This window comes from Sphingobium sp. Z007, assembly GCF_900013425.1.
Taxonomy (GTDB): domain Bacteria; phylum Pseudomonadota; class Alphaproteobacteria; order Sphingomonadales; family Sphingomonadaceae; genus Sphingobium.
Window position 1 is genome coordinate 1,070,330 of sequence record NZ_FBXK01000005.1, and the last position, 16,395, is coordinate 1,086,724.

The 16,395-nt window shown below is 63.9% G+C and carries 16 protein-coding genes; 7 read left to right on the forward strand and 9 right to left on the reverse strand.

Annotated features, from left to right (window positions below):
* Window positions 1-27: 27 nt before the first annotated feature.
* Both CEQ44_RS13125 and CEQ44_RS13130 read left to right on the forward strand, forming a co-directional pair.
* Window positions 28-651, forward strand: coding sequence for a class I SAM-dependent methyltransferase (locus CEQ44_RS13125; RefSeq protein WP_088182230.1), 624 nt, complete (start codon window positions 28-30; stop codon window positions 649-651).
* A gap of 211 nt (window positions 652-862) precedes the next feature.
* Complete coding sequence (locus CEQ44_RS13130) at window positions 863-1,222, forward strand: response regulator (protein WP_254913659.1); 360 nt, start codon at window positions 863-865, stop codon at window positions 1,220-1,222.
* A gap of 15 nt (window positions 1,223-1,237) precedes the next feature.
* Here the strand turns inward: CEQ44_RS13130 and hemA are convergent, their stop codons facing one another.
* The 3 genes from hemA to CEQ44_RS13145 form a co-directional block, all read right to left on the reverse strand.
* Entirely contained in the window at window positions 1,238-2,464 is a 1,227-nt protein-coding gene (gene hemA, locus CEQ44_RS13135) for a 5-aminolevulinate synthase (RefSeq protein WP_088182160.1), read from the reverse strand.
* Window positions 2,465-2,643: 179 nt separating this feature from the next.
* Complete coding sequence (gene murI, locus CEQ44_RS13140; RefSeq protein ID WP_088182159.1) at window positions 2,644-3,447, reverse strand: glutamate racemase; 804 nt, start codon at window positions 3,445-3,447, stop codon at window positions 2,644-2,646.
* 42 nt (window positions 3,448-3,489) lie between these two features.
* Window positions 3,490-3,936 (reverse strand): hypothetical protein, encoded by a 447-nt coding sequence (locus CEQ44_RS13145; RefSeq protein ID WP_088182158.1) that lies wholly within the window; start codon window positions 3,934-3,936, stop codon window positions 3,490-3,492.
* Between the two features lie 119 nt (window positions 3,937-4,055).
* Between CEQ44_RS13145 and plsY the strand changes: the two genes are divergently transcribed.
* On the forward strand, window positions 4,056-4,664 hold the full coding sequence (gene plsY, locus CEQ44_RS13150; RefSeq protein ID WP_088182157.1) for a glycerol-3-phosphate 1-O-acyltransferase PlsY: 609 nt from the start codon (window positions 4,056-4,058) through the stop codon (window positions 4,662-4,664).
* The gene (gene dprA / locus CEQ44_RS13155; protein ID WP_088182156.1) at window positions 4,664-5,746 is read left to right on the forward strand and encodes a DNA-processing protein DprA; all 1,083 of its coding nucleotides are present in this window, start codon (window positions 4,664-4,666) and stop codon (window positions 5,744-5,746) included. The genes plsY and dprA overlap by 1 nt, the downstream gene beginning before the upstream one ends.
* Before the next feature lie 49 nt (window positions 5,747-5,795).
* On the opposite strand, the gene CEQ44_RS13160 is transcribed toward dprA, so the two are convergent.
* Window positions 5,796-6,251, reverse strand: a complete 456-nt coding sequence (locus CEQ44_RS13160) for a PA2169 family four-helix-bundle protein (protein WP_088182228.1) — start codon at window positions 6,249-6,251, stop codon at window positions 5,796-5,798.
* Between the two features lie 281 nt (window positions 6,252-6,532).
* On the opposite strand from CEQ44_RS13160, the gene topA reads away from it, so the two are divergent.
* Window positions 6,533-9,121, forward strand: coding sequence for a type I DNA topoisomerase (gene topA / locus CEQ44_RS13165; RefSeq protein ID WP_088182155.1), 2,589 nt, complete (start codon window positions 6,533-6,535; stop codon window positions 9,119-9,121).
* Between the two features lie 2 nt (window positions 9,122-9,123).
* On the opposite strand, the gene CEQ44_RS13170 is transcribed toward topA, so the two are convergent.
* The 4 genes from CEQ44_RS13170 to lepB all read right to left on the reverse strand — a co-directional run bounded on the left by CEQ44_RS13170 (window position 9,124) and on the right by lepB (window position 12,373).
* Complete coding sequence (locus tag CEQ44_RS13170; RefSeq protein ID WP_088182154.1) at window positions 9,124-9,840, reverse strand: GGDEF domain-containing protein; 717 nt, start codon at window positions 9,838-9,840, stop codon at window positions 9,124-9,126.
* Window positions 9,841-9,896: 56 nt separating this feature from the next.
* On the reverse strand, window positions 9,897-10,805 hold the full coding sequence (era, locus tag CEQ44_RS13175; protein ID WP_088182227.1) for a GTPase Era: 909 nt from the start codon (window positions 10,803-10,805) through the stop codon (window positions 9,897-9,899).
* A 63-nt stretch (window positions 10,806-10,868) separates the two neighbouring features.
* Entirely contained in the window at window positions 10,869-11,552 is a 684-nt protein-coding gene (gene rnc, locus CEQ44_RS13180; protein ID WP_088182153.1) for a ribonuclease III, read from the reverse strand.
* Entirely contained in the window at window positions 11,549-12,373 is an 825-nt protein-coding gene (gene lepB, locus CEQ44_RS13185) for a signal peptidase I (RefSeq protein WP_088182152.1), read from the reverse strand. Before lepB ends, rnc begins: the two co-directional genes overlap by 4 nt.
* 176 nt (window positions 12,374-12,549) lie before the next feature.
* Between lepB and pgi the strand changes: the two genes are divergently transcribed.
* Both pgi and gor read left to right on the forward strand, forming a co-directional pair.
* The gene (pgi, locus tag CEQ44_RS13190) at window positions 12,550-14,055 is read left to right on the forward strand and encodes a glucose-6-phosphate isomerase (protein WP_088182151.1); all 1,506 of its coding nucleotides are present in this window, start codon (window positions 12,550-12,552) and stop codon (window positions 14,053-14,055) included.
* Between the two features lie 168 nt (window positions 14,056-14,223).
* Window positions 14,224-15,570: a glutathione-disulfide reductase gene (gene gor / locus CEQ44_RS13195; RefSeq protein WP_088182150.1), complete on the forward strand. Its 1,347-nt coding sequence runs from the start codon at window positions 14,224-14,226 to the stop codon at window positions 15,568-15,570.
* Window positions 15,571-15,600: 30 nt separating this feature from the next.
* Here the strand turns inward: gor and CEQ44_RS13200 are convergent, their stop codons facing one another.
* Window positions 15,601-16,314, reverse strand: a complete 714-nt coding sequence (locus CEQ44_RS13200) for a 2OG-Fe dioxygenase family protein (RefSeq protein WP_088182149.1) — start codon at window positions 16,312-16,314, stop codon at window positions 15,601-15,603.
* Between the last annotated feature and the right edge of the window lie 81 nt (window positions 16,315-16,395).

Sequence of the window (16,395 nt, forward strand, 5' to 3'; positions counted from 1 at the left end):
CAAAAGTCGAGCGATCATGGCGGGCTGATGGACGGTGTCTATCGCTATCAGAGGCATATCTACGACCTGACCCGCAAATATTATCTGCTAGGGCGTGACGGGTTGATCGCCGATCTTGATCCGCCGGTCGGTGGCGCGGTGCTGGAGATTGGCTGCGGCACCGGACGCAACCTGATCGCGGTGGGCAAGGCATGGCCCGGCACACGGCTTTATGGCGTCGATATCAGTGCAGCGATGCTGGAGACGGCGCGGGCGGCGGTGGCGAAGGCCGGCCTGGCGGACGGGGTGACGTTGGCGCAAGGGGACGCCTGCGGGTTCGATGCACAAGCCCTGTTCGGGCGAGTCGGCTTCGACCGGGTGTTCATCAGCTATGCGCTGTCAATGATCCCTGACTGGGAGGATGCGCTGACCCAGGCCGCCCGATGCGTTGCGCCGGGTGGAAGGCTGGAGATTGTCGATTTCGGCCAGCAGGAGGAATTGCCTGCGCTGTGGAAGCGCGCCCTGTTCGGCTGGCTGGCCCAATTTCATGTGTCGCCGCGGCCCGACCTGGCCCCCGCGGTCCAGCGGACGGCGGAGGCGGTCGGTGGCCTGCCCAGTTGCCGGTCGCTCTATCGCGGCTACGCCCTGCGCGTCGGCATGATGCGGGTCTGACCGACTGATGGGTTCAACGCTGTGTGCGATGTCAGACAGCTTACCCCCACGTCCATCAGTGGTCGGCGGCCGCCATGCGATGGATCAGTCGTTAAGATGGGCCTTGTGTTGCAACTAACCTGAATTCATATCGTTATATCCCCATCGATGGCCCGCTCCGAGCATCATCGACTGAGAGACAGAGGCGCTCCCGCTCTACGGAGGCGAGCCCATGCTCACTGGACTGTCGATTCTGATCGTCGAAGACGAGCCTATCATCGCGATGCTGATGGCGCAGGATGTCGAGAAAATGGGCGGCGTCGTTTTGGGGCCATTCGCCAGCGTTGCAGAAGCGCTGGTGATGCTGGCGGACACCGATATTTCCGGTGCGGTGATGGACGCCAATCTGCTGGATCGGGATATCACCCCGGTTGCGCTGCACTTGCTAGACCGGGGCGTGCCATTCGTGATCTACAGTGGCACCGGTCTGCCACCCGCCCTGGCGGCGCGCATTCCCTATGTGCCGCTGGAAATGAAGCCGGGACAGCCGCTTGATCGGCTGATGGCTATCATGGGTGCCAACGCCGGGTGAGCATCCCGCCTTAACTCAGGCGGCCTGACGCGCGGTCTTTTCCAGTTCCAGACGATCCCAGATTTCCGCCAGCGCCGACACCAGGTCGCGCATCATCTTTTCGTCATGGGCCGGGCCGGGCGTGAAGCGCAGCCGTTCCGTGCCGCGGGGCACGGTGGGGTAATTGATGGGCTGCACATAGGCGCCATATTCGGCGAGCAAAATATCGCTGATCCGTTTGGCCTTGATCGGATCGCCGACCATCAGCGGGACGATGTGCGTGACAGACGGCATGACCGGCAGGCCCGCCTCCGCCATCAGGTGCTTGAGCAGCGCGGCGGATGCCTGCTGGCCGTCGCGCTCTTCGCTCGATGCTTTGAGGTGGCGCACGCTGGCCAGCACGCCGGCGACCAATACGGGCGAGAGGGAGGTGGTAAAGATGAAGCCGGGCGCATAGCTGCGGATCACATCGACGATCATCTGGTCGGCGGCGATATAGCCGCCCATGACGCCGAACGCCTTGCCCAGCGTGCCTTCGATAATGGTCAGGCGGCCAGCGACGTCATCGCGTTCCGAAATGCCGCCGCCGCGCGCGCCATACATGCCCACTGCATGGACTTCATCCAAATAGGTCAGTGCGTTATACTCGTCGGCCAGGTCGCAGATGTCCGCGATCGGGGCTACGTCACCGTCCATCGAATAGACGCTTTCGAAGGCGATCAGCTTGGGCGCTTCGGGGTCTTCAGCGGCCAGAAGCTCGCGCAGATGCTCGACGTCATTGTGACGGAAGACGCGCTTTTCACAGCCCGAATTGCGGATGCCCGCGATCATCGAGGCGTGGTTGAGTTCGTCGGAAAAGATGATGCAGCCGGGCAGCAGCTTGGCGAGGGTGGACAGCGTCGCTTCGTTCGAGACATAGCCCGACGTGAAGAGCAGCGCGGCTTCCTTGCCATGCAGGTCGGCCAGCTCGCCTTCCAGGTCGATATGATAATGGGTGTTGCCGCCGATATTGCGGGTGCCGCCGGAGCCGGCGCCGACATCGTGCAGCGCCTCTTCCATCGCGGCGACGACCTTGGGATGCTGGCCCATGGCAAGGTAGTCGTTGGAACACCAGACGGTGATGGGCTTGGGACCGTTATGACCGTGGAAGCAACGGGCATTGGGATAAGACCCGCGATTGCGCAGGATATCGATGAATACGCGGTAGCGACCTTCTTCATGAAGCCGGTCGATCGCCTGCGAAAAGATGTGTTTGTAGTTCACTACGCTTCTTCCCGATTGCCCGCGCGCTGATCGTGCCGCTGCGCCTTCCTCTGCCCGATGCCGCGTTTAGCCGCCCAGACCTGCCATTACCAGCGATAACCGCTCGCAATCTAGGCAGATAGGTGCCTCAATATATCGATCACACAGATCGGCCATTGGACAAATGGCCCACCCCTTCATCAAAGGGCGTCCAGCCGATCGAGGCCATAACCCGCCAGAGCGAGGCGTAGCGCATCGACATTTGCGTCGATCCGGGTGAACACCGCGATACCTGGCGCGGCGGTCGCAGGCCATGATTGCCCTTGAGTCAGGAACGCGATCCGCCGCGCGATGCCCTCGCCGCCATGAACGAATCCCAGGGGGTGCGGCGCGGCGGCGGCGAGTTCCGCCTCCACCAATGGAAAATGGGTGCAGGCGAGCACGACCATGTCCATCCGGTCGCCGCCCGGCTGGTCGAGCAGGCCCGCCAGCGCATCCCGCGCGATCCGGGGATCAAGCGTTTCGCCGCGCAGCTTGGCTTCGGCCAGTTGCACGAGCGCGGCCGACCCATAGCGCAGCACGGTGCAGTCGGCGCCATGTTCGGCCGCGAGCCTATCGACATAGGGTTGGCGCACGGTGGCGTCTGTGCCGAGCACGCCGAAGACGCGGCTTTTGGATAGGAGCGCGGCGGGCTTGATCGCCGGGACCGTGCCGACGACGGGAATGTCCAGTGCAGCGCGGACATGCTGGAGCGCTATGGTGGAGGCGGTGTTGCAGGCGATGACGGCGAGGCGCGGGCGGTAGCGTTCGACCAACCGTCCAAGCAGCGCAGGGACGCGCGCGGCGATTTCCGTCTCGCTCTTGGTGCCATAGGGGAAGCCGGCGCTGTCGGCGGCATAGACGATCGGCGCGGTGGGAAGCGCAGCGCGCGCCGGGGCTAGAATGGAAAGTCCCCCGACGCCTGAATCGAAGAAGAGGATGGGAGCTTCAGATGCGACCGTCATGGCCGCTGTGTCGCGGCAGGCGGCGGACGTGTCAACGGGGCTTCAGTTCGCGCTGTCCGGCATGTCGTCCAGCAATTTGCGCAGCGCGACCATCCAGGCGTCATGTTGCACTTTGTCCGCTGCATCGGGGGAAAGGCGCAGCAGGTCGAGGTCGCTGCGCAATTGCTCGATCCGCTTGACCGCAAGGTCGTGCTTCACGCCATCGATCTTCGTCTTGAGCTGGTCGACCTCCTCAAATGCTTCGGTCTGCTTCCAGTCCGGTTGCTGCTTCACCAAGAGATCGACCGCATCGAGCAATTTGCCGATTTGCCGGCCATAGCTTTCCTGCGCCAGGATCGCCTGCTCGGTCTGCGGCGCACTGCTGTTGCTCTCGTTGATCGTCACATTGCCGAAGGACCAGCCGCTGTTGATCGATTGCCATAATTTCTGCGGGGCCAGCGCCATGCTGGTCCAGGAGCGGGTGAAAGCGTCGAGCGGCGTGTCGGTCATGGACGGCTCCGGCGAGGGTGAAGAGAGCGTAGGACCATGACCACGCAAATCAAGCCTTTGGGCATTGCTCCGCGCGGCTGTCACGCTATGGTCGCCGCTACCATTTATCGGCGATTTTCATGACACCTCCCTGGCTACTTCCTACTTTCCTCCTGGTTCTGGGCTATCTGCTCGGCTCCATCCCCTTTGGCCTGCTGCTGACGCGTTTTACCGGCGCGGGCGACCTGCGGCAGATCGGATCGGGCAATATCGGCGCGACCAATGTGCTGCGTACCGGGCGCAAGGGGCTGGCGGCGGCGACATTGCTGCTCGATCTGCTCAAGGGCGCGGCGGCGGTGTTGATCGGCGCGGCGCTGGTGGATGGCGGCGGGCCGATGGCGGGGGCGATGGCGTTTATCGGCCATTGCTATCCGGTGTGGTTGCGCTTTGCCGGGGGGAAGGGCGTGGCGACGATGATGGGCGTGGTGACGGCGATGTTCTGGCCAGCGGGATGCATTTTCGCGGCGGTGTGGCTGGCGGCTTTGTTCGGGACGAAATGGTCGTCGGTCGGTGGGATGGCGGCGGCGATCAGTGCGCCGGTTGCCATGTGGGCGTTCGGGCGGATCGACCTGGTGCCGGTCGCCCTGGCGCTGGCCTTGATCGTGCTGTGGCGGCATCGAGCGAATATCGCGCGGCTTGCCAGGGGCGCAGAACCCAAGATCGGCGGGTCGAAGGGCGACGTTGCATAATGAGCGAGCGGGAGCGGTTCGACCGGCTGCGGCTCATTCGCTCTCCCCGGATCGGTCCGGTCAGCTATCGGCAATTGCTCGCCCGCTTCGGGACGGCGGGCGAAGCGTTGCGGGCCATCCCCGATCTGGCGGCACGGGGCGGCGGACGCGCGAGCGTGGCCGATGCGGGCGTGGTCGAGAAAGAGATTGCGCAGAGCCGGGCGCTGGGTGCGCGCTATCTGTTGATGGGCGATGCCGACTATCCTGTCCTGCTCGACCAGTTCGAGGGCGCGCCGCCTGCGCTGATCCTGCGTGGCGATACCGCCTTGGCGAGCGGCCAATGCATCGCAATGGTCGGCGCGCGCAATGCGTCGGCCGCCGCGTGCCGCTTTGCACGCACGTTGGCGCAGGATCTGGGGCAGCGCGGCGCTGTGGTGGTGTCGGGGCTGGCGCGGGGCATCGATACCGAGGCGCATCGCGGGTCGATCGAGAGCGGGACGATCGGCGTCATCGCCAGCGGCATCGATATCGCCTTTCCGCCGGAAAACAGGGATTTGCAGGCGCAGGTGGCGGAGCGCGGTCTGCTGGTTACGGAGCATCCGCCCGGCGTCCAGCCGCTGGCGCGCCATTTCCCGGCGCGCAACCGGATCATCGCGGGACTCGCGCTGGGGACGGTCGTGGTGGAGGCGGCGCCCAAGTCGGGGTCGCTCATCACTGCGCGGCTGGCTGGCGAGGCGGGGCGGGAAGTGATGGCGGTGCCGGGATCGCCGCTCGATCCGCGGGCGCAGGGGTGTAATCAGCTGATCCGGGAAGGAGCGATCCTGATCCAGAATGCCGCCGACGTGCTGGAGGCGGTGGGCAGCATCGATCCGCGCATGGTGCGGCAGGGCAGCTTCGACTTTATCGGGGAACCCGTATCAAGCGATGTCGCGGCGCAGGAGCGGGCGAGGGTGATCGGGCTGCTGGGGCCGGTATCGGTGCCGATCGACGAACTGATCCGTCAGTCGGGCCTTTCGCCGGCAGTGGTGCAGACGGTGCTGCTGGAATTGGAGCTGGCAGGCGGGCTGGAACGGCAGGCGGGCGGGCGGGTCAGCCTGCGCTAAAAAAATGACAGCGGGGGCGTTGCCGCCCCCGCCGCCTGATATACTGTAATCAGTGTTGCATGCTGTGCTTGATATCGCGCATTTCGTCATGGCCCTGCTTGACCGAGACATAGGCCTGCTCGATCACGGCGCGCACTGCCGGGGACAGTTCGCGATCAGCGATCGCATCTTCATATTTCGCCTTGATATGATCCTCACCGGCCTCGACCTCATTGATGATGGCCTTGTCGTCCTTGCCGGTCAGCGTGGCTTTCAGGTTCAGGAACAGACGATGCGCGCCGGCCAGAACGGTGCCGTCATCTTCGGGGTTGCCGCCAAGATTGCGCACTTCCTGCTGCAGGCGGGTGACGACCTGGCGGCGCTCCGCCGCGCGGCTGGTGAATAGCGGGGTGAAGCGGTTGCTTTCGCTGTCCTTGGCGGCTTCGGTATAGCCGTCCGCGCTGTCGAGCGTGGTGGCGATCAAACCGTTGAGCGTGGAAATATCATGGCTGTTGGAATCGGACATCGTCATTCCTGTCTAAATAAGGGATGTCGCCGGTCGGGGGGGCGTTCCGGCGATGGAGATGAAACTCTGAAGTGCGGCAAAAGTCGCATCGATCGCGGCTGGGTTGATATGCATTAGTGCGATATTCACGCCTTGGCAGTCGAGCGGTGCTGAGACCGGGACGGGCTGACAAGATACTGGCGTCGGCGCGCCTTCTCCCTTACGCACAGCCCGCTTGACGCTCGCCGTCGTCGCCTTCCACACTCGCGCGTACACGTGAGAGACTATTTTCCGGGGCCATAATGCAGCTTGTCATCGTAGAATCGCCGGCCAAGGCGAAGACCATTGAGAAATATCTGGGCGGCGATTTCCATGTCCTCGCCAGCTATGGCCATATTCGCGACCTGCCCGCCAAGGACGGGTCGGTGGACCCGGACGACGGCTTTGCCATGTCGTGGGAAAATTATGGCGACAAGGGCAAGCAGCTCAAGGCCATTGCCGACGCGTCCAAGAAGGCGACGCGCCTGATTCTGGCGACTGACCCTGATCGCGAAGGTGAGGCGATCAGCTGGCATGTGCAGGAGGTGCTGCGCGCCAAGAAGGCATTGCCTGCGGTCGTAGAACGGGTGACGTTCAATGCGATCACCAAGGCGGCGGTGCTCGACGCGATGGCCAAGCCGCGCGCGTTGGACGAGGATTTGATCGACGCCTACCGGGCGCGCCGGGCGCTCGACTATCTGGTGGGCTTCACCTTGTCGCCGGTGCTGTGGCGCAAGCTGCCCGGCGCGAAGTCGGCGGGGCGCGTGCAGTCGGTCGCGCTGCGGCTGGTGGTGGAGCGGGAACGGGAGATCGAGAGCTTCGTCGCGCAGGAGTATTGGTCGGTCGCGGCCGAGATGGAGCAGGGCGGGCAGACTTTCACCGCGCGCCTAGTCCGCTGGAAGGGCGAGAAGATCGATCGCCTGACCATCGGCAAGGAAGGCGACGCCATGGCCGCGAAGGCGGACGTGGAGGCCGGGCGCTTCACGGTCGATAAGGTCGAGACGAAGCCGCTCACCCGCAATCCCCCCGCGCCGTTCACGACGTCGACCTTGCAGCAGGAAGCGGCGCGCAAGCTGGGTTTTTCTGCCAGCCATACGATGCGGATTGCGCAGCAGCTGTATGAAGACGGCGCGATCACCTATATGCGGACCGATGGCGTGCAGATGGACGGCAGCGCCATTTCCGCCGCGCGCAAGGCGATCGCGGAACGCTATGACGGCGGTTACCTGCCCGAAAAGCCGCGCCAATATCAGACCAAGGCGAAGAATGCGCAGGAAGCGCATGAGGCCATTCGGCCCACCGAGTTTACCCGCGACAAGGTGGGCAGCGGCGATCATGCGCGTCTGTACGACCTAGTCTTCAAGCGCGCGCTGGCGAGCCAGATGGCGTCGGCGCGGTTGGAGCGCACGACGATCGACATGGTCGACGGATCGGGCAGCCACACGCTGCGCGCTACGGGGCAGGTCGTGATCTTCCCCGGCTTCCTGGCGCTTTATGAGGAAGGTCGGGACGATAGCGACGATGATGATTCAAAGCTGCTGCCGCGGATGAGCGAGGGCGATGCACCGGCGAAGAAGAAGGTGAGCGCCGAGCAGCATTTTACCCAGCCGCCACCGCGCTATTCCGAAGCGTCGCTGGTCAAGCGGCTGGAGGAATTGGGGATCGGGCGGCCGTCGACCTATGCTTCGACGTTGCAGGTGTTGAAGGACCGCGACTATGTGCGGATCGAGAAGAACCGCTTCTTTGCCGAGGAGAGCGGGCGGCTGGTGACGGCGTTCCTGGAGCGTTTCTTCGAACGCTATGTGTCCTATGACTTTACGGCGGGGCTGGAAGACGAGCTGGACGAGATTTCCGGTGGCCGTGCGCAGTGGCAGGCGGTGCTGGAAGCCTTTTGGAAGGACTTCAAGCCCAAGACCGCCGAGGTGATGGAGCAAAAGCCGTCGGACATCACGGCGGCGCTGGACAAGTTTCTGGAGCCGATGCTGTTCCCGCCCAAGGCCGACGGCAGCAACCCGCGCGCCTGCCCGCTGTGCGCCGATGGGCAGCTTTCGCTACGGGGCGGCCGGTTTGGTGCGTTCATCGCCTGCTCCAATTACCCTGAGTGCAAATATACGCGCAAGTTCGGCCAGCCGGGCGGCAAGGATGGCGAGGATACGGGGCCGGAGGTGCTGGGCCAGCATCCAGAGACCGGACAGGATATCGTCAAGAAGTCCGGGCGCTTTGGCCCCTATATCGAGATAGGCGAGGGCAAGGAGGCCAAGCGCGGGTCGATCCCCAAGGATCTGCCCGATGGCGAATTGACGCTGGACTGGGGCGTCAAGCTGCTGAGCTTGCCGCGCGAGGTGGGGCTGCATCCTGAGACGGGCTTGCCGATCATGGCGAATATCGGGCGCTTTGGACCCTATCTGCTGCATGACGGCAAATATGGGCGACTGTCATCGACATCGGAGATTTTCGAGGTCGGGATGAACAGCGCGGTGGTCAAGCTGGCCGAGGCGGCGAACCGGGGGCCGCGCAGCGCCGGGCGCGAGCCGTTGAAGGTGCTGGGCGCGCATCCGCGCACGGAGCTGGAGATCAAGCTGATGGAGGGCCGTTACGGCGCTTACGTCACCGACGGCACGACCAATGCGACCCTGCCCAAGACGGTGGACAAGGACCAGTTGACGCTGGAGGAAGCTGCGCAGTTAATCGATGCGCGGGCAGCGGCGGCGCCGGCGAAGAAGGGCAAGAAGAAGGCGGCGCCGAAAAAGGCGGCGGCCAAGAAGCCTGCGGCGAAGAAGGACGGGGACACCGTGAAGAAGCCGGCTGCCAAGAAGGCCCCGGCGAAGAAGAAGGCAGCGGCCGCGGAGTAGGGTCAGGCGGCGCGCCGCACCTGGTTGCGGCCGCCGGTCTTTGCGGCGTACATGGCGAGGTCGGCGCGGTGCAGGCTGGCTTCGATCGGCTGCGACGGATCGCCGGGGCTGAGGCCGATGCTGGCGGTCACGCGCACGATATAGCCGGATGCCGCGCGCACCCGCAACGCCTGGATCGACGCGCGGACATGTTCGGCGCGTCGGATCGCCAGGTCGGCGGCGCAATCGGTCAGGCAGACGGCAAATTCCTCGCCACCCAGCCGGCCGCTCAAGTCGGCCGGTCCCAGCGCCTGCGCGATGGCCGATCCCACCGCATGCAGGACGGCGTCGCCGGTTTGATGGCCATGATCGTCATTGAAGCGTTTGAAATGATCGATGTCGATCAGCAGATACCAGTTGCCCGGCCGCGCATGCACGCGGCCGGCGCGGTCGAAAAAAGCGTTCCGGCTGAGCAGGCCGGTCAGCCCGTCCCGATCGGCCAGATAGGCCAGTTCTTCCACCCGCCGTTCGAGTTCGTGGCGGAGCAGCCGGTTTTCTTCACCTTGCCGCACCAGCAGGACGCAGACCGGGGTGGAAATGCTGGCCGAACAGAAAATGCCGACACTGAAATAGCGCAGCGGGATGAACATGCCGGGTATCGTCGATACGATCGCCATGATGAGGATAGTCCCCATGACGGAGACGCCCACGGCAAAGGCGATTTTCTGCTTCGGTCCCATGGACGGACCCGTAACGACATAAGGTAAAGGATGACTTTACCTTATGTCGTGAACCTTTATTCCACCCAGTCGAGGCCGATATCGCGATAGATGCTGCGGTCGTCTTCCCAATTTTCCTTCACCTTGACGTGGAGGTAGAGGTGGACCTTGACTCCAAGCAATTCCGCCAGTTCGGCGCGTGCCTTCGACCCGATTTCCTTCAGGCGCTGTCCGCCCTTGCCCAGTACGATGGCGCGTTGAGTGGGGCGACCGACCAGGATTTGCTGGTGGATTTCGACCGATCCGTCGTCGCGTTCCTTATATTGTTCGGTATCGACCGCGGCGGCATAGGGGAGTTCGGCGTGAAGCTGGTGATAGAGCTGTTCGCGCGTGATTTCCGCCGCCAGCATCCGGTCAGTGGCGTCGGACACCTGGTCTTCGGGAAAATGCCATGGCCCTTGCGGCATCGCGGCGGCGAAGGCGGCCTTGAGTTCGGGCAGGCCATCGCCGGTCGCTGCGGACACGAAGAAGATTTCGTCGAAACCCAGCGTGTCGTTCAGCACCTGGGTATGGGTCAGCAGCTTCTCCTTGATCGCGATATCGACCTTGTTGAGGATCAGCCATTTGCGTTCGGTGCGATGCTTGAGTGCTTCGATGATGGGTTCCAGCTTGGGGCCGCGCCCCGCCTTGCCATCGACCACCATCGCGATCAGATCCGCACCCTGCGCGCCGCCCCAGGCGGCCTGCACCATGGCGCGGTCCAGCCGCCGCTTGGGCGCGAAGATGCCGGGGGTATCGACCAGCACGATCTGCGCATCGCCCTCTATCGCGACGCCCATGACGCGGGTGCGCGTGGTCTGCGCCTTGGGGCTGGTGATAGCCACCTTCTGCCCCACAAGCGCGTTGACCAGCGTGGACTTGCCCGCATTGGGCGCGCCGACGACGGCGATGACGCCGCAGCGCTGTGTTTCTGCTTCAACCGTCAATTTTATTCCATTCTGTTCCAGATGCCCCCGCCTGCGGGTGAGCATGGTGTAGCATGTTCGGGGTCAACCCGTCAGCTTCTCCAGCAGCGCCTTGGCGGCGGCTGTTTCGGCTTCCTGTTTCGAGGCGCCTGTGGCGGAGGCTTCGCCCGCGCCCTTGATCGACACGGTGACGGTAAAGCGCAGCGCGTGGTGCGGGCCGGAGCGGTCGGTCAGGAGATATTCGGGCGGCTTGCGCTTGTTAGCGGCGGCCCATTCCTGGAGATAGGATTTGGGGTGGCGCGGCGCGCTTGTCTGGGTATCGACCCGGTCGTTCCACAGGCGGCGGACGAGGGTGCGCGCTTCTTCCAGTCCGCCTTCCAGATAGAGCGCGCCAATGAGCGCCTCCATCATATCGCCCAGCACATTGTCGCTGTCGGCCGCGCCATCGTCGCGGGCCTGCTTGCCCAGCACCATATGGGTGGGCACGCCAGCATTGCGCGCGACTTCGGCGCAGGTTTCGCCCGATACCAGCGCGTTGAAGCGGCGGGAGAGTTTTCCTTCGGGTTCGTCGGTGAAGCGTTCGAACAGCCATTCGGCGATCAACAGGCCGAGGATACGGTCGCCCAGAAATTCCAGCCGCTCATAATTGACCGCTTTGGCGCTGCCATGGGTCAGTGCCTGGTCGAACCGGCCCGGATTTTTGGGGGCGCGGCCGATCAGTTCATGGAGCCAGCCAGACGTGTCGGGCCGGGGAGACGCAGCTTTCAAAAGCCTTCCCCGATACGGCTCCAGCGCGCAGCGGTGAACCAGGTCCAGGGGAGCAGCCAGTTGGCGCTGCCGTCGGTCGAGAAAACCGAGATCATCGCCTTGCCCACCAGATTTTCTTCGGGCACCAGGCCGATGCCTCCGCCTTCGACCGCGGGGAAGCGGCTGTCGGCGCTGCGATCGCGATTGTCGCCCATCATGAAGAGATGGCCTTGCGGCACCAGCACCGTGTCCCGATCGTCCGCCGCGCCATCGGGCAGCAGGTCGAGGACATTGTAGCTTTTGCCGCCGGGCAGGGTTTCGCGGAACTGGGGATAGCGGCACTGTTTGCCGCCGCCGGCCGCGGCTTCCTCGAAATCGGGGCGGTAGCAGGGGGAGGCGGCGCCTTCGCGGGCGGCGGCATCCGTCATGTTCGGCGTCACCGGGATGACGAGATCGGCGACCTTCTGCTTGGGGATCGCCTGGCCGTTCAGATAGACGGTGCCGCCGCGCACGCCGATCATGTCGCCGGGCAGGCCGATGACGCGCTTGATGTAGTCGTTCTTCTGGTTCGGCGGCGCCTTGAACACCGCCACGTCGCCGCGCTGGGGCGTGGAGGCCAGGATGCGGCCGGGGATCAGGGGAATCGAGAAGGGCAGCGAATAGCGCGAATAGCCATAGGGCCATTTGGCGACCAGCAGATAGTCGCCGATCAGCAGGCGCGGCTGCATCGATTCAGACGGGATATTGAACGGCGATATGATGAAGCTGCGCAGGATGAAGACGAACAGCCCGAGCTTGGCGAGAAACCAGATAAAGTCCCGCGTTTCCGATTTGGCAGTCATGGAGTGTCGTCTGATCCCTTGGAGATGCCGAGAAAGCGGCCGTTGCGGCTTTTGAAGCGTGAACCATAGCGCGTCAAGCAGTCCTTAGCGATGCAAAGCACGCGGCTTTGCGCTAGATATAACGGGAATCGACCGGTGCAGCGTCGATATCGACCAACGTCATGAGGGATATATCCATGCCCAGTTCTGCACTGGCGTCCATCGCCGCGCTTACGCAAGCCGATTTGAAGACCATTTTCACCACCGATCCCGACCGGCTGAGCAAGCTGGTCCGATCCCAAGGTCCGATCCGGTTCGACTGGTCCAAGACCCATCTTACCGACGATGTGCTGGAGGGCTTCCTGGCGCTGGCCGATGAGCAGGGTTTCACGGCGCATCGCGACGCGCTGTTTTCCGGCGAGGCGGTGAACAATAGCGAAGGCCGCGCCGCCGAACATACCGCCGAACGGGGCGAGGGCAATGCCGACAGCGTTGCCCATGCCAAGATGCTGCATCGGCGGATGCGCGGCCTGATCGACGCGATCGAGGCGGGCGCGCTGGGGGAGGTCCGCCATATATTGCATATCGGCATCGGCGGGTCGGCGCTTGGCCCCAAGCTGATCGTCGATGCGCTGGACGGTGACGGGGTGCGCTATGATGTGGGCATCGTGTCCAATGTCGACGGCACCGCGCTGGAGCGGGCGATCGAGGGGTTCGATCCCAACGCGACGCTGATCGCGATCGCCTCCAAGACCTTCACCACCAGCGAGACGATGCTGAACGCAGCGAGCGCGATCAACTGGATGGTCGAAGCCGGGGTGGACGATCCCTATGGCAAAGTGATCGCGCTGACCGCCGCGCCCGACAAGGCGATGGAGTGGGGCGTCGATGAAACCCGCATCCTGCCCTTCGCCGAGTCGGTGGGCGGGCGCTATTCGCTCTGGTCCTCGATCGGCTTTCCCGCCGCGCTGGCGCTGGGCTGGGACGCGTTCGAAAGCCTGCTGGAGGGGGCGGCGGCGATGGACCGGCATTTCCGGCTGTCTCCCCCAAGCGAGAATGCGCCGCTGATCGCGGCTTTCGTGGATCAATATTATACCCGCGTGATGGGGTGCCAGACCCGCGCGCTGTTCGCCTATGACGAGCGGCTGGCGCTGCTGCCATCCTATCTTCAGCAATTGGAGATGGAGAGCAACGGCAAGAGCGTGCAGCGCGACGGCAGTCCCGTAGACGGCCCGACCGCGCCGATCACCTGGGGCGGGGTGGGCACCGATGCGCAACATGCGGTGTTCCAGTTGCTGCATCAGGGGACGATCGTATCGCCGGTCGAGTTTATCGCCTCGATCGAGCCGGGCCATGCGCTGGACCCGGCGCATCATCGCGCTTTGCTGGTCAACTGTTTTGCCCAGGGCGCGGCGTTGATGCGGGGGAAGGACAATGAGGCCGATCCGGCGCGTGCTTATCCCGGCAACCGGCCATCGACCACCATCCTGCTGGACGATGTGACGCCGGAGGCGCTGGGGGCGTTGATCGCCTTCTACGAGCATCGCACCTTCGCCAATGCGGTGTTGATGGGGATCAACCCGTTCGACCAGTTCGGCGTCGAGCTGGGCAAGGAGATCGCCAAGTCGATCGAGGCGGATGGGGCTGTCGGGTTCGATCCGTCGACCATGGCGCTGATCGAGATCGCCTTGGGCGGGGTATAGTCGACAGCCGTTCGTTGCGAGCGTGTCGAGAAACGGCAGCACTGGGCTTCCCGCTTCTCGACTGCGCTCGAAGCGAACGGAGGTGTTTTGGCTACCAGCAACAATATTCCCATTTGTAACTGACGCCACCACCCGCCATATCCGCGCCTATCCCATCGGAGGCCCGGCATGCGTGACTATGATTTCGACCTTTTTGTCATTGGCGCAGGATCGGGCGGCGTGCGTGCCTCTCGCGTGGCGGCGGCGCATGGGGCGAAGGTTGCGGTGGCCGAGGAATTTCGGGTCGGGGGCACCTGCGTCATTCGCGGCTGCGTGCCCAAGAAACTGCTCATCTATGGCGCGCATTTTGCCGAGGATCTGAAGGACGCCCGCCGCTTTGGCTGGGACGTCCCGGAATGTGGGTTCGAATGGACCACGCTGCGCGACAATGTGCTGGCGGAGGTCGATCGGCTGGAAGGCCTGTATGGCAATACGCTCGACAGCCATAAGGTCGAGGTAATCCGCGAGCGGGCGACCATCACCGGGCCGCATGGTATCAAGTTGGCCAGCGGGCGCGAGGTGAGCGCCAAGACAATCCTGGTCGCGACCGGGGCGTGGCCGGTGATCCCCGAACTGGAGGGTGCCGAACATGGCATCACCAGCAACGAGGTGTTCCATCTGGAGCAATGCCCCACGCGCATCGTTATCGTTGGCGGTGGCTATATCGCTAATGAATTTGCCGGCATCTTTCACCAGTTGGGCAGCCATGTGACGATGGTCAATCGCGGCAGCGATCTGCTGCGCGGTTATGATACCCAGATCCGCGACCGGCTGCTCCAGATTTCGATGACCAAAGGCATTAACTTCCGCTTCAACGCGAAGATGGAGCGGATCGAGAAGAATGAAGACGGGACTTTGTGCGTGCGGTTCCAGGATGGCGATCCGGTGGCGGCCGATGTCGTGCTGTTCGCGACTGGGCGCAGGCCGATGACCGACGGGCTGGGGCTGGAAACGGCCGGGGTCGAACTGACCGAGAAGGGCGCGATCAAGGTCGACGATTATAGCCAAACGAGCTGCGAGAGCATCTATGCGGTGGGCGATGTCACCGACCGGCTGCAACTGACGCCGGTTGCGATCCGTGAGGGGCACGCCTTTGCCGACACGGTGTTTGGGAACAACAGGCGCAAGGTCGATTATGGCTGCGTGCCCTCGGCCGTGTTCAGTCATCCGCCGCTGGCGGGCGTGGGCATGACCGAGGCGGAGGCCAAGAATCACTATGGGACGGTAAAGGTCTATACGTCCGACTTCCGCCCGATGAAGAATGTGCTGGCGGGGCGCGAGGAGCGGGCGCTGTACAAGATGATCGTGGACGCGACGACGGAGAAGGTGATCGGGCTGCACATGATCGGGCCGGACGCGCCGGAGATATTGCAGGCCGCGGCGGTCGCGGTGAAGGCGGGTCTGACCAAGCAGGATTTCGACGATACCGTGGCGCTGCATCCCAGCATGGCGGAAGAGTTGGTGTTGTTGAAGTAAAACGACTTCGCTCGAACCGAACGGCCCTGGTTAGCTTTCGGCCACGAACGTCACCACCAGCGCATCGCGCCACGCCGGTTGCGTCGGGTCCACGGCGTGGATTTCGGTGACGCCGTGCAGGATGCGGTGGTCGTCTATCAGCATCGTGTCGCCAGGCGTCGTCAAGGTGAACTCGCCTAGCGGCCTGCCGTCCGGCGCGCCGATGCGGGTGACGCCTTCGCGGACGTTGCGGCGATCGACCAGCATCACCAGCACATGGTCGACCCCGTCGCGGTGCATGCCTTCGGGTGTGGGGCGGCCGGTTTCGTCCGGTTTCGCCTCGATGCGGAACTGGTGCATTTCGATGTGCCAGTCGCCTTTGCGGGCCGGATCGAAATGATCGGCGGCGAAAGCGAAGATTGCATCGCAGACGGGGTTGGCGACAGTCGCCGCTTCGACCGGATCGAACCAGCGCTGCACGTCGCCGTTGAGCGGGTTGTAATCGCGGCTTTGATAATGGGGCTGGTGCGGCTTGCGGGTGAAGCGGCCCCGTTCCAGCGCAAAGGCGGCGTGGCGGCGGCGGCGGTAGCGGCCGCCATCGGCCATGAAGAGGTCGGGGCCTAGATCGTTCCAGCTTTGCGCGAAGTCGGCCCAGTCGGGTTCGGCGATATTCAATCGATCGAACATCGCCGCGCCGGACAGGCGGGCATAGCCGTCCGTCAGCAAAGCATCGTCGTTTCTGGATAGGCTGTCCGTGTCGGTCATCTTCGCTCCCTTAACGGAGGCAAGAGACGAGCGACAGGGCCAGTTTCCGCAGGGTGGGCTGTCGCGTCGGTGTGGGTGTCT